The 13,919-nt window shown below is 36.5% G+C and carries 9 protein-coding genes and 2 rRNA genes; 7 read left to right on the top strand and 4 right to left on the bottom strand.

Annotation, left to right across the window (positions count from 1 at the left end):
* From EGI24_RS17670 to EGI24_RS17685, 4 genes are all read left to right on the top strand, one after another.
* A 23S ribosomal RNA gene (locus tag EGI24_RS17670) occupies positions 1-370 on the top strand; the annotation flags it as partial.
* Between the two features lie 148 nt (positions 371-518).
* A 5S ribosomal RNA gene (gene rrf / locus EGI24_RS17675) occupies positions 519-630 on the top strand.
* Positions 631-1,142: 512 nt separating this feature from the next.
* Positions 1,143-3,434 (top strand): helix-turn-helix domain-containing protein, encoded by a 2,292-nt coding sequence (locus EGI24_RS17680; RefSeq protein WP_255049877.1) that lies wholly within the window; start codon positions 1,143-1,145, stop codon positions 3,432-3,434.
* 165 nt (positions 3,435-3,599) lie between these two features.
* Entirely contained in the window at positions 3,600-5,987 is a 2,388-nt protein-coding gene (locus tag EGI24_RS17685) for a DUF5686 family protein (RefSeq protein ID WP_255049878.1), read from the top strand.
* A gap of 23 nt (positions 5,988-6,010) precedes the next feature.
* Here EGI24_RS17685 and EGI24_RS17690 read toward each other — a convergent pair whose 3' ends face one another.
* Complete coding sequence (locus EGI24_RS17690; RefSeq protein WP_255049879.1) at positions 6,011-6,817, bottom strand: SdiA-regulated domain-containing protein; 807 nt, start codon at positions 6,815-6,817, stop codon at positions 6,011-6,013.
* Positions 6,818-7,266: 449 nt separating this feature from the next.
* Between EGI24_RS17690 and EGI24_RS17695 the strand changes: the two genes are divergently transcribed.
* From EGI24_RS17695 to EGI24_RS17705, 3 genes are all read left to right on the top strand, one after another.
* Complete coding sequence (locus tag EGI24_RS17695) at positions 7,267-8,511, top strand: aspartate kinase (protein ID WP_255049880.1); 1,245 nt, start codon at positions 7,267-7,269, stop codon at positions 8,509-8,511.
* Between the two features lie 106 nt (positions 8,512-8,617).
* The gene (locus tag EGI24_RS17700) at positions 8,618-10,717 is read left to right on the top strand and encodes a prolyl oligopeptidase family protein (protein WP_255049881.1); all 2,100 of its coding nucleotides are present in this window, start codon (positions 8,618-8,620) and stop codon (positions 10,715-10,717) included.
* Positions 10,718-10,783: 66 nt separating this feature from the next.
* A complete protein-coding gene (locus tag EGI24_RS17705) occupies positions 10,784-10,990 on the top strand; it encodes a DUF6922 domain-containing protein (protein WP_255049882.1) in 207 nt (68 codons plus the stop codon).
* Positions 10,991-11,118: 128 nt separating this feature from the next.
* On the opposite strand, the gene EGI24_RS17710 is transcribed toward EGI24_RS17705, so the two are convergent.
* The 3 genes from EGI24_RS17710 to EGI24_RS17720 all read right to left on the bottom strand — a co-directional run bounded on the left by EGI24_RS17710 (position 11,119) and on the right by EGI24_RS17720 (position 13,838).
* Positions 11,119-11,691: a hypothetical protein gene (locus tag EGI24_RS17710; protein ID WP_255049883.1), complete on the bottom strand. Its 573-nt coding sequence runs from the start codon at positions 11,689-11,691 to the stop codon at positions 11,119-11,121.
* 13 nt (positions 11,692-11,704) lie between these two features.
* Complete coding sequence (locus tag EGI24_RS17715) at positions 11,705-12,739, bottom strand: LacI family DNA-binding transcriptional regulator (RefSeq protein ID WP_255049884.1); 1,035 nt, start codon at positions 12,737-12,739, stop codon at positions 11,705-11,707.
* Positions 12,740-12,935: 196 nt separating this feature from the next.
* Positions 12,936-13,838: a sugar phosphate isomerase/epimerase gene (locus tag EGI24_RS17720; RefSeq protein ID WP_255049885.1), complete on the bottom strand. Its 903-nt coding sequence runs from the start codon at positions 13,836-13,838 to the stop codon at positions 12,936-12,938.
* Positions 13,839-13,919: the final 81 nt, after the last annotated feature.

Here is a 13,919-nt window from a genome sequence, read left to right on the forward strand (position 1 = left end):
ATCCTGGGGCTGGAGAAGGTCCCAAGGGTTCGGCTGTTCGCCGATTAAAGTGGCACGCGAGCTGGGTTCAGAACGTCGTGAGACAGTTCGGTCCCTATCTGTGGTGGGCGTAGGAAGTTTGAGAGGCTCTGATTTTAGTACGAGAGGACCGAATTGGACTGACCGCTGGTGTATCTGTTGTCTTGCCAAGGGCACGGCAGAGTAGCTAAGTCGGGACGGGATAAACGCTGAAAGCATCTAAGTGTGAAACCCACCTCAAGATGAGACTTCCCTTGAGGAACGTTAGAGATTATGACGTAGATAGGCTACAGGTGGAAGTGCAGTAATGTATGCAGCCGAGTAGTACTAATGAACCGAGAGCTCTTAAATTTTAATTTTCAGTCTTTCTCAATCACAATGTTTCTTCGACTCCCTTCGACTACGCTCAGGGAGCAGCTCAGACACCGAAAGGTGGGAGTGAATAGAGAAACATTAATGTCAAAAGAATTTAGATGTCCAAAAGACAACCAGAAGATATTCATGGTGTCAATAGGGCGGGTGATCACCTCTTCCCATTTCGAACAGAGCAGTTAAGCCCCGCACCGCCGATGGTACTTGGATCAAACCCGGGAGAGTAGGTAGATGCCAGTTTTTTATTATAATTAACCTCAACATGTAAATGTTGGGGTTTTTTTTGTTTTATACGTAATTGAATAGATCGTTTATATCTGAATGCCGTTCCTGTCGGAATTGATTCCTACCGCACCGGTGATGGTACTTGGTTCAATCGCTGGCGGCTAGCTGCGGGAGTGGTGCGGCATTCTGATTGATCACTAGGCGTGCCCGCCAGTTTTTTATTATAATTAAACCTCAACATTTAAATTTTGGTTTTTTTTGTTTTATAAAGTACTTGGATCAAACGCGGGAGAGTAGCGGTTCGACGTTTCGATAGACGCCAGTTTTTTATTGTAAATAAACCTCAATGCGAAAGTGTTGAGGTTTATTCGTTTTAAGTGCGTACGTAATTCCATATATAATCCAGTTGTTATATCGAAATCTCACGTTTGGTGGATATTATTAATTTAGATATTCACTGCTATTTACTTCCGTGTTTTACAGTTATTTTTGTGGTTTAATTATGTTCTAATTTACCTTAGCTACTAATGACCGAAATCTCACCCATCGCCCAAAACGTCATCAATTTTGTAAATCAAACACAAAAATCCATATTTTTGACTGGGAAGGCGGGTACTGGTAAGACAACTTTGCTCAATCATATTGTTGGTTCTACGTATAAAAATACTGTAGTAGTTGCACCTACGGGTATTGCTGCACTTAACGCCAAAGGCGTTACGATTCATAGTCTATTTCAGTTACCTTTTGCTGGTTTTATTCCAGAAGAAATTGACCCCGAGCATTTCTCTGAGTCGGTTCGATTCGAGACAAAACTATCGCTCACTCGTCACTTTAGGATGAGTACAGTTAAGCGAAATGTGATTCAAGAGCTACAGCTTCTGATTATTGACGAGGTAAGTATGTTGCGGCCTGATGTGTTGGATGCCATGGATTATATGCTGCAAAGAGTTCGAAGAAATAGAAAGAGCTTTGGAGGCGTGCAAGTACTTTTTATTGGTGATTTAATGCAGTTGCCTCCAGTTATCAAAAATGAAGAATGGGCGGTTCTAAAGAAGTATTATTCGGGCAAGTTTTTCTTTCATGCCCATGCTATTTTAAAAGAACCACCTATTTATGTTGAATTAGACAAGATTTTTAGGCAGCAAGATCCGGTTTTTATTGATATTTTGAACAACCTTCGAAACAACCAGATCACCCAAGAAGACCATAAAAAACTTAACGAAAACCTCAATCCTGAATTTGTAGCTCCGCCTGATGGAGGTTTTATAACGCTGACTACACATAATCACAAGGCCGACGAAATCAACAAAAAGGCTTTAAAAGAATTGGATGGCAAAACTTTGAAATATTTTGCCGAAGTTACTGGCGAATTTCCTGAAAGAATTTATCCTCTTGAAGAAAAATTAGAGCTCAAAAAAGGAGCTCAAGTGATGTTTGTTAAGAATGACTTGAGTGTGGAGAAGGATTATTTCAACGGTAAAATGGGCTATATTTCATCTATTTCTGAAAATGAAATTCAAGTTAGATTTCCTCAAGAAAACAAAACCATAGAAGTTGAAAAGTATGAATGGAAAAATATCAGATACTCGGTAAATGAAAATACAAAGGAAATTGAGGAAGAAACACTGGGAACTTTTGTGCATTATCCCATAAAGTTAGCCTGGGCCATTACTATTCACAAAAGTCAGGGATTAACGTTTGATAAGGCCATTTTGGATGTGTCTCAGGTGTTCGTTCCTGGGCAATTGTATGTTGCTCTTTCGCGTCTGAGGACTTTGGAAGGCATGGTTTTGACCGAACCGATTCGTTTAAATGGGATACAGTCGAGTTATGATGTAATTCAGTATGCCAACAACAAAGCAGATGAAGAGCAAATAAGAGAATCTTTGGCTCAAGAGAAGCTGGTTTATGTAAAAGATTATGTGGTGCAAAGTTTCAATTGGGCCAATTTTGAGCAGCTTGTTAGAAACCAGTTGGTGGGTTACCAAGATGAATTAGACAAAACCTCCAAGTCAAAAGAAATAGAATGGGCAAAGGCTTATTTGGCTAAACAAATGGAACTTTCGGCTTTGGCTTTAAAGTTTACGCAACAGCTTAATTTTGCTTTTCAAACTCAAACTTTTGATTTTGCTTATATTAAACAGCGAGTTGATGCTGCAGTAATGTATTTTTTACCGCTTTTGAAAGAACATCACATGACTTTGCTTCTGAGAATTCAGTTGGTAAAAAGATCTAAGCGTTCGAAAACCTATTTTGAAGAATTGATGGAAATAGACAGCTATCTGACTTCCCTGATTTTACAAATTTTCAAAGTTGAGCGGTTTGTTGAATGTATTTTTATGCAAATAGAAATTACGAAAGAAAATCTCATAACTGAAAGCCAAAAAAGCTACAAACGGGGAATCTTGGATAGTTCTTTAGCTAAATTTACAGAAGAAAGTGAGGAGCTCATAAAAGAGTTGGATGACGTTTCTTATTATGAAGTTCCAAAACCCAAGAAGAAGCTTAATCAAAAGCCAACCACGGAGGAGACTTTTGAGCTTTGGCAAAAAAAGATGACTATTGAGGAAATTGCTAAGTCAAGGGTACTTTCAGTTGGGACTATCTATACCCATTTCTCTAAGTTAGTAGAACTAAAACGAATAGAAATTTCCGAAATAATGAGCCCAGATAGAATAATGGAAATCGCTACGGCATTTGAAGGTTTTGACCCGAACACTCCACTAGGTGATATTAAAGCGGTTTTGGATGAATCCATAACTTGGGAAGAATTGAGGGTTTTTAAAGCTAGTTTGGTTGCTAAGAGTTTTATTAATTAGATATGTCCGACATTGGAATTTTTTCTTCCTTTTAAAATCGTATCTAGAAGTACTAATTGAGGTCATTTGGCCGTTTTATCTCTAAATTCCAAGCCATTTTTGAAGAAATTGTCCCTATTTATTATTTGTATTCCATTTATTTCTTTTAGCCAAAACTTCTATTTTTTGCGAGGTTTTATCTATTCCGAGACCAACGAAGCCATTCCAATGGCAAGTGTCAGGGTTGTAAATCAAAACACAGGCACAACATCCGATCAAAATGGCAAATATGAGATTAAGCTTCTTGAAGGTTTAAATAGAATTTCGATTTCGTCAACTGGCTATGTTACTGATATTTTTGATGTAATATTGGAGAAAGATATAGTAAAGAATGTATTTCTTAAAATAGACCAAAAACAACTCAACGAACTCGTAATAAAGGTAAAAAAGAAAGATTATTCCTATGAAGTAATCAGGCATGTGATTGATAATAAGGCCAATGTATTGAGTCAATATCAGAATTTTCGAAGCAAGACCTATATTAAAAGCGTAGAGATTGTTGACAAAAAACCACCAAAAAAGAAAGAAGATGATGAGAAAGACAATCAGGGAGAATTATTGGATCAAAAGCCCGTTGTGAAAGACACCATTCCGAATTTAAATATCTTTGAATGCTCTTTGATACTGCATCAAAATGCTCAAGGACAACTAAAAGAGGAGAAGGAAGCTGTAAAGAAAATTGGTGATCAAAGTACGCTTTTCTATAAATCAGTTACCGACGGGGAGTTTAATTTGTATAAAAACCACCAAAAATTAGCCAAAATCGGAGACAATGATATTGTTTCTCCCTTCAGTGATTTGACATTTCTCAATTATAAATTTCAATTGCTAAAATATTATTTTGAAGGAAATAATAAAATTTATCAGATAAAAGTAAGTCCTAGAGAATTGGGGAATGCTCTTTATGAGGGAATTATTGAGGTAATTGAAGACGAATGGGTTTTGAAAACTGCTGATTTAAAATTAACCAAAAGGGCTTTGCTTAGATATGATGAGTTTAGTTTTAAACAAGAATTTGAGAAAATTGATAGTCGTTGGATGGCTGTAAAAACCACCTACAATTGGAAGGTTAAAGAAGGCTCCACAAAGAAAAGTGGTAAAACCCAAGTTCAACAGTCAGACTTTGAGTTTGATTTGGAGCTTCCCAAGAGGTTTTTTGGTGCTGAAGTTGGTATAACTACAGAGAATGCATATAAAAGAGATTCTACTTTTTGGGAGAGTATTCGGCCGGTTCCATTGAGTAAAGACGAACAAAAGGTAATCAAAGAAAAAGAGCGGCTGGAGATTCTGATGAATTCGAAAGTGTATTTAGACTCCATCGATAAAGTTTATAACAAAATCACGATTCCAAAAATCATATATTCGGGCATTGGGCACATCAATAGAACTAAAAAGCAAACTTGGTTTTTTGAACCAGCCCTAGGTTTTCTGGATCCTCTTGCCATTGGGGGTTGGCGTATTAGATACGGAGTGGCTTATTACAAAAGATATGAAAACAGGAAGCAGTTTTCTTCAAACGTTAACCTTACTTATGGTTTTAGTAATCAAGATTTGAAAGGTCAGATTAACTTTAATTATTTCTACAATCCTATCCGAAATTCAAGTTTGAACTTGAGAATAGGTTCGGGCTTTAATGTCATCAATGGATCGGCTACTATCAGTGACATTGCTCGCAGAAGCAATTTTTATCAGAATAAATTTATCGATTTTCGTCACCGAACGGAGGTTTTCAATGGCTTTTACCTCAATTCTAATCTACTTTACGAAATTAGGAGCGATCTTTCAAACTATAAGTTATCCGCTTTCGGCGATAAACTCTTCAGCAATAACAACCTTCAAACTTTTTCCACGAGCTACATGTACAAAACCAATTTTGGAATAGAATATACTCCAAGGCAGCTGTATTTGCGAGAGCCTAATCAAAAGCAGATTCTGGGTTCAAAATATCCAACTTTTAATCTGAATTTTGAAAAAGCTTGGCCAATGACGGGTAAAATCACAAGTAACTTTAGTTATTTATCAGTGTCGGCTCGTCAAACTTTCAACATTGGCACATTTGGTACTTCGGAATACCGAATTAATGTTGGCAAATTCTTGGACACGACTCGTATGGCGGTTATGGATTACAGGTATCAACGTGGTGGCGACAATTATTTCTTTTCGCCTGCAATGTATACTTTTCAGCTCATCCCAAAAACTTTCCCGACTTTTGACTGGTATTTTGAGTCGCACTTTGTTCACCAATTCAATGGCTTTTTTACATCAAAAGTACCATTGCTAAATAAAACCAAAATCAGAGAGATGGCTGGTGCGGGTTTTATGTACGTACCAGAGCGTAAGTTTCAATATGCTGAGGTTTACTTTGGCTTCAATCGAGTGGTTAAAATAGGTAGAGAGCGTATCCGACTAGGTTCATATTATGTCATAGCCCAATCCAACGATTTTGGTATTCGCAATGGTGTCAAGTTTTCTATTGAACCTTATAATCAAGACCGAAATACCTGGAGTTTTTAATTTCTGGAGTAATCAAATTTCCTTTAGTTTTTAGGGAAGAAACTAAAATAAGAAATGGAGGCTTGTCCATTTTTGCCTTCAGAGGCTATAATTAGTTCACCAGATGGAGTAAAGCAGATTCCTTCGGGTTGCGGAAACTGATCTTTGTCGAGGTTATATTGAAGTTGTATTTTCCCTACAGAATTAAATACTAAAAGCTTTTTGCCTGCAGATGCTAAAACATAAATATCTTCAGTAATGGGATGAACAGCAATACCCGAAGGTTTAAATTCTTTGCCATCTTTACCGTTTTTCGAAATATCGTTTTTCGAAATTTTAAATTTTTCGCTTAATTTTTCATTTTTGAGATCAAACTGATAAATGGTTTTGTCGCCCTTCATTTCTTTAGCTGCCAAAAGCAAACAATTGGTTTTTGGCTCATATCCCAAACCTTCATATTCTTCTACCTCATCTTGTCGACAGTCAAATGTTTTCAAGTCTTTGGTTGAAACATTAAAACTTATTATTTGGCCAGTGCTTTGCAATACATAGGCTATGTTGTTTACAAACTCCACTGCTTCATAATCACCTTCTGTGTCGAAATCAAGGGTGTCTATAATTTCTTGTTTTTTAAAATCGTATATAAATAACTGCCCATGTTCATCATTTACACAAATAACTTGGTTTTCTGCGTAATGCGAAATTCCTGAAATTTCTTTCAAGTTTTTCGATAAATACTGTTGAAAATCAGGCTTATCAAGCTTATATTGAGTGGTTGTTTTGTTTTTCTTTAAGAAATAGACAAACAACAGCAAACTGATTAGTAGTGCAATAATTAAGAAAGCAATCATCTTCACAATATTTTTTGATTTTGGTAAACAGCAAAAATAATCATTAGTTTGGCTAATGTATTTGTAGAAATAGGAAAGGATAAAATTTTCTAAATATATAATTGTGAAATGTTGGAGAAAATTGCTGATACAGTCAACGGAGATTCTTTTGTGTATTATTTAGTATATCATATATATAAGAAAAACACCCAATAATGCGAGGATTTTTTAGCAGCTTACAAATTTTCTAATCTTTCTCAAAAACTTTTGGATAAATCTCTTGAGAGCTTTTATTACTGTCGGTACGAAATGCTGGAAGTGGTGCATAATAGTTTTTTGCCTCAAGATTTAAAAAATGATTTTGAGGTTTTGTTGTTGAATAAATACAAGGGGATCAAAATGTAAATTTTCTAAAGACAAATTATTCTTTTGAATCCAATCTTTATATTGCAATCAAAATAATTTAAAATATGCTCGTATTCAAATTTGGCGGTGCTTCTGTAAAGGATGTTGAAGGGGTTATGAACCTCAAAAGTATTATCCAACTATATGAAAATCAGGCTATTCTTGTTGTGGTGTCTGCCATGGGAAAGATGACCAACGCCTTGGAGGAAGTTGTGAAATTGTTTTACAAAAAAGAAGAATACACTGCAAAGATACTAGAAATAGAAAACTATCATCAGGCATTGATAGACGCGTTATTTCAAGACAAAACAGAAATAACAACTTCATTGAAAACACACATGCAAATGATCAATGATTATCTAGAAAGTATTGACAAACAGAAATATGATGAAATTTATGATCAAATTATTTCACATGGAGAGTTGCTATCAACGCTCATTATCAGTAACTACCTTAACCAAGAAGGGATCAAAAACAGATGGTTAGATGCACGAAAATACATAAAAACCGACAGTACTTTTAGAGAAGCAAAGGTTAATTGGGACGCCACCCAAAGTAGCTTAGATTTGTTGGAGCCCAATGCCAATTTGTTTATAACTCAAGGGTTTATTGGCGGAACTTCTGACAACAAAACTACCACACTCGGAAGAGAAGGTTCTGATTATTCTGCTTCAATTCTTGCTCATTGCTTGAATGCTGAATCTGTAACGATTTGGAAGGACGTACCGGGGGTGTTAAGTGCCGACCCCAGACTATTTACCGAATACCAAAAGTTTGACCAATTGTCGTATTCAGAGGCTGTAGAAATGACCTATTATGGTGCCACGGTTATACACCCAAAAACCATCAAGCCACTACAAAATTCGAACATTCCATTATTTGTCAAACCATTTTTGCATCCGGAAGAAGCTGGAACAGTAATAAATGATGGAGAGTTCTTACAAAAAAACATTCCGGCTATTATTGTTAAAAATAACCAGTTGTTAATTTCGATTTCGACAAAGGACTTTTCTTTTATATCTGAGCTAAATATCTCGCATATCTATGAGATTTTTGCCAAACTAAATCTCAAATGCAACGTTAGCCAAAACTCTGCACTTAGTTTTACTGTTTGCTTGGATTTTGACGAGATGAAGTTTGAGGAATTGATAAAATCTCTTGAGACGTTGTTTAAAGTAAAATATAATGAGAATGTGTCGCTCTATACTATCAGACACTACGACGCTAATATTTTGCAAAAAATATTGGAGGGGAAAATAGTAATCTTGGAGCAATTGAGTAGAAGTACCGCTCAAATAGTTGTGAAGTAAAAAACTGGAAATTAATTATAAACTTTTCTAGCATCAATCTGGGATAAATTCGGCGTTTTTAAAATTTACTTTTCTAAATTTACAATCTAATACCATTATTCAAACTATGAAATCATCAATCAAACTCATTGCATTTGCATTAATTCCATATTTTTCAATGGCTCAAATAAAATATCCAGAAACCAAAAAAGGTTCTCAAACTGACAATTACCACGGAACAGAAGTAAAAGACCCATATCGTTGGCTAGAAGATGATAAGTCTGCCGAAACAGGTGCATGGGTAAAAGTCCAAAACGATGTAACTTTTGATTATTTATCTAAAATTCCTTATCGAAAGCAACTGCAGGAGCGACTAGAAAAAGTATTTAATTATCCAAAATATTCTGCCCCATCAAAAAAGCACGAATGGTTTTATTTTTATAAAAACAATGGACTGCAAAATCAATCTGTATTATACCGTCAAAAAGGACTTGATGGTACTCCTGAACTGGTGATGGATCCTAACAAACTTTCGCCAGATGGCACTACTAGGTTGATGCAATTTAACCTTTCGAAAGACGGTAATTATGCAGCTTATGCACTTTCAAAAGGCGGTTCAGATTGGATGGAGGTCTTCGTAATGGATACTAAGACGAAGCAAACATTGACCGATAAACTAGAATGGGTTAAAATTTCGGGCTTAGCTTGGCAAGGAAGTGGTTTTTACTATAGTCGCTATCCAAAACCCGAAGGAAGTGCTTTGGCCGCCAAAAATGAAAACCATCAAGTTTGGTTTCATACCGTAGGCACAGACCAAGAAAAAGACCAATTGGTGTACCAAGACCCAGCTAACGGCCAAAGATTCCATACACTTTCAACTTCAGAAGATGAACAGTTTGCGTTTCTTTATCTGAGTGATAGGGGCAAAGGATTGGATGGTAATGCATTGTTTTATAAAACAAAAGACAACAAAGAATTTTTGCCAGTAGTGAAAGAAATTACAAATTCTACATATTCATTTATTGATAATATTAAGGATAAATTCATAATACAGACCAACGACAAAGCCCCAAATGAAAAACTGCTTTTATTTGATCCGAAAACCAATAAATTCTCGGATTTCATAGCCGAAAAACCCGAGCCATTGCAAGGAGCTGGAACAGCGGGCGGTAAGCTTTTCTTAAATTATCTGAAAGATGTAACCTCACGTATCTACGTTTATGACCTAAATGGCAAACTTGAAAACGAAGTAAAATTGCCAGGATTGGGCACAGCAGGTGGTTTTGGAGGTGAGAGCGACGATAAATTTGTTTTCTATTCATTCACATCTTTCACTTTCCCACCAACTATTTATAGGTATGAAATTGCCTCAAAGAAAAGCACAGTTTTCAGAAATCCAGAGGTAGATTTCAAAGCCGATGAATTCGAAACTAAACAAGTTTTTTATACTTCAAAAGACGGTACAAAAGTACCTATGTTTATTACCTATAAAAAAGGCTTGAAACTCAATTCACAAAACCCAACCTTATTGTATGGGTATGGTGGATTTAATGTGAGTCTCAATCCTGCCTTTAGTCCATTGTTGATTCCTTTTCTAGAATATGGCGGTGTATATGCACAAGCTAACCTTCGCGGTGGCTCTGAATACGGCGAAAAATGGCACAAACAAGGAATGAAACTTAAAAAACAGAATGTTTATGACGACTTTATCGCTGCAGGAGAATATCTGATAGCTAACAAATATTGTGATTCAGAGCATTTGGCACTTCGTGGTGGCTCTAATGGTGGACTTTTGGTAGGTGCTGTTATCAACCAAAGGCCAGATTTGGCCAAAGTGGCTATTCCGCAAGTAGGCGTAATGGACATGTTACGTTTCCACAAATTCACCATTGGCTGGAACTGGATTGCAGATTACGGTTCAGCTGACAATGCTGAAGAATTTAAAGTGCTTTACGGATATTCGCCATTGCATAATATCAAGTCTGGTGTAAATTACCCAGCAACTTTGGTAACCACAGCCGACCACGACGATCGCGTAGTTCCAGCACACTCGTTTAAATACGCCGCTGAGCTTCAAGCTAAAGCAGGCGAAAGTACCAAGAATCCTCTGTTGATACGCATAGACACCAACTCTGGACACGGAGCCTCCAATACCAAAAAGAACATCGAAACCATGGCAGATATCTATGGATTTATTTTTTGGAATATGGGGGTGAGGGAGTTGTGAAGAAATAGGAGATTTTAATTTTTTTGGGAGAATTCATTTTCTCCCAAAACCACTTAAATTGGTTAAATGGAAAAACCAACTTCCAACAAACGCATTTTCAGGGATGTGGTATTAGCGAATATCGATTATGACGTTAAAGCCAATTTTGAGATTGAGCGTGTATTTGAGCGTGGCGATGTGCCAGATATCAGAAATTGCTTCAAACATTATGGCCTGGAGAAAGTAACTGAAGCATTGCTAAACACCAAGTTTTTACTGGAACTCAGAATGTAGTTGGCCGCTGCTGCAATAGATAGACCTTTATTGATTTCAGATGATAGACCTTTAAACAGTCGAATTCGGCACTTTTTCTTTACTAGAATTATTCAGTCTGTTTGTATAGTCAAAATGTTAATTTTTCTTTACTTCGCCCAGCTGGGAGCGGCCGTTTTCTCATCAAAGAGCTCATCGATGTAATATTTTCGACGGTTGGTTTTATTGCAAAGCGTAGGGTTTTCGTCAAAGACGTAAATACATGGTCCATAAAGATCGGTGTTGTTAGCAACCATTATGCTTTTGGGTGATCCGTCTGCAAAAGTATCGTTTTTATGAGCTATTCGATTTAAGAGGCAATGTCCCATTTCGTGAAAAACTAAGGCTTCTTTATCATTTTCAGAGATATTTTTCCAACATGGCGAACTCGCCATATTTATTTCTACTGTCCGTTGAAGTTGAGGGAATTTAGTATTTTGGGTACATTTACCACAAATGTCAGTAAAATCTGATGTATTAGAGCCTGGCTTAACAATCAGATTCTCTTTAGAGATTTTAATGCCTCTGCTATTGGCTTCTTCAAAAAATTTGTCAACGTATTTTGCTAGAGAAGTATCTATATTGTAAACTGTAGGTTCATCTATTTCTTCAGGTTTACAACAAATGGTAAGCACCAAAATAAGCAGCGGCCATTTTACAGATTTCAAAAGGTTGAAAGTCATTTATTTTAAATTATTATATTCCGAAAAAACGTTTGGTTTGATTGGTTGACTCTCGTTGTGAGAGCTGGACCTTCAAGGTTTGCAAAGTTGCTTTTGTGGTTTGTTCCAAATGAATCTGTGAAATTAAGCAATTTATGGCTGCTTTACCTAAGTCGTAGGCAGGTACGAACATACTAGAAAGTGATGGAGATAAGGAATTCATAACGGGTTCGTCGTAGTAACCAATTATGCCGATGTCTTTAGGTATGTTATATCCAGCTTCTTCGATTGCACGATAAACGCCGATGGCTATTTGATCATTGGCCGCAAAAAAGGCGTCAGGGCGGTCATTCATTCTTAATATTTCGGTTGTTTTTTCAAAAGCCTTCTCAATATTATGAATGCCATAGAATTTTTGCTTTTCGTAATTTTCAATTTTTGCTTCAACCAATGCTTCGAAAATGCCATTCTCTTTAGTAAATTTTGATAATGAATCGCTGGGTTTATCTCCTAGAAAGCAAATTTTCCTATATCCTTTTTCTATCAAATGTTTGGTGGCCAAATACCCACCTTCATAATTGTCAATGAGCATTTGTGGAACTTCTAAGTCTTTACATTCCCTATCAAACATTACCAGTGGTTTGTTTGCACTAATAATTCTGTTGTAATGGTCATAATTGTTTGTTTCATTGGTTTTTGAAATAAGGAACCCGTCAACATTTACCTGTAGCAACCTTTGAATTATACTCACCTCTCTTCCAAAAGATTCACCAGAGTTGCTTACAATTAATGTGTATCCTGAATCCAAAGCTGCATGGTCCATTCCCTCAATAATCTGAGAGAAATAATAATCATTACAAGGAATAATGGCCCCTAGTAAATTGCTTTTTGGAACTGAAGAGCTGTGGTTAGCATTCAGTTTATAAGCTTTGTTTTTAGAAAGTGCTAATACTGCTTCTCTTGTATCAGGATTTATTTCTGGCATGCCTCTCAAGGCTCGAGAAACGGTAGAAATTGATAAGCCTAGCTCTTGGGCTATATCTTTTAAAGTTGGGGCTTTGGCCTTCATGTGTATTTTGATTTATAGATTTTTTAGGCAAATTGGTCTATTAAGTTGCTAAACAGCAAATACTTATATAAATCAAATTTACAAATAATAATTCACAAAACAAGGTTTTTGCAAATTTCCGCAAAAAACCACAACTATTAAGAAAAAAAAGAGGAATAGAATAATCTAGTCCTCTTTGACTTATTTTTCTAGTTGGTTAATAACCCCACTTTTTCATCATCGCCAAATCTTCTTTTATACAATCTAACGGTGCTTTGCCTTGGTAAGACTCTTGCTCGATGATAAACTGAGTGGTGCCGCCAGACTTTTTGCCCATATCAATGATGTCTTTCACGCCAATTACTCCGACACCCAATATCGCACTTTCCCAGCCACCATGTTCGCCTGTCGATTTTATTTCATCTTTTACGTGCATGAGTTCAAATCTGCCCGGATACTGTGCTAAAAGTTCGGCTGCTCTTCCTCCACCTCCATACATATTTCCGATGTCCAATTGCTGAGCCACTAGTTTAGGATCGGTATTTTGAAGCATGATGTCATAGACTTTCACACTACTAAGTTTCAAACTAAATTCAAAGTCGTGGTTGTGATATCCAAACTTCATCCCAGCGGATTGGCACAATTCACCGTTTTTGTTAAACACTTCCATGAAGCGTTTTAGTTGATCAAAATCTTTGCGGTAGGCAATATCTAGCCAAGGGCTAATAACGTATTTTTGCCCACAAATAGCTGCATCGTCTACGAGTTTTTTCCAAGTGTCGGTAAACTGTTTTTTGTCTTCGACATAATGCCCTTTTCCAAAAACCGTGTGGCCAGATGGCATTTTTAGGCCAAGGTCGTCCAATATTTTTCTGAACTCAGAGGCTGTCCAGCCATAAAATTTGCCGTTGACATAGTTTGCATGTTCAACGTTTTTGTAACCCATTTCAGCCACTTTTTTTAAGGTAGCCATTGGGTCTTTTTTCATGTCTTCACGGACAGAATATAACTGAATGCCTACTGTATGTTTGGCTTTTTTCTTTGCAAATACGTTTTGTGAAAATAGCATCGTACCAGCAAGTGCTTTGGCAGAATTGCTTACAAAATCTCTTCTATTCATTAGTTTTATATTTATGGTTGAAAATTAACGCACTTTAAAATTAGGCATTTTCTATTTACGAAAAATAAATTTTAAAAGGAT

Origin of the sequence: Lacihabitans sp. CS3-21, assembly GCF_024343675.1 — a bacterium.
In the GTDB taxonomy this organism is placed as follows: Bacteria; Bacteroidota; Bacteroidia; order Cytophagales; family Spirosomataceae; genus Leadbetterella.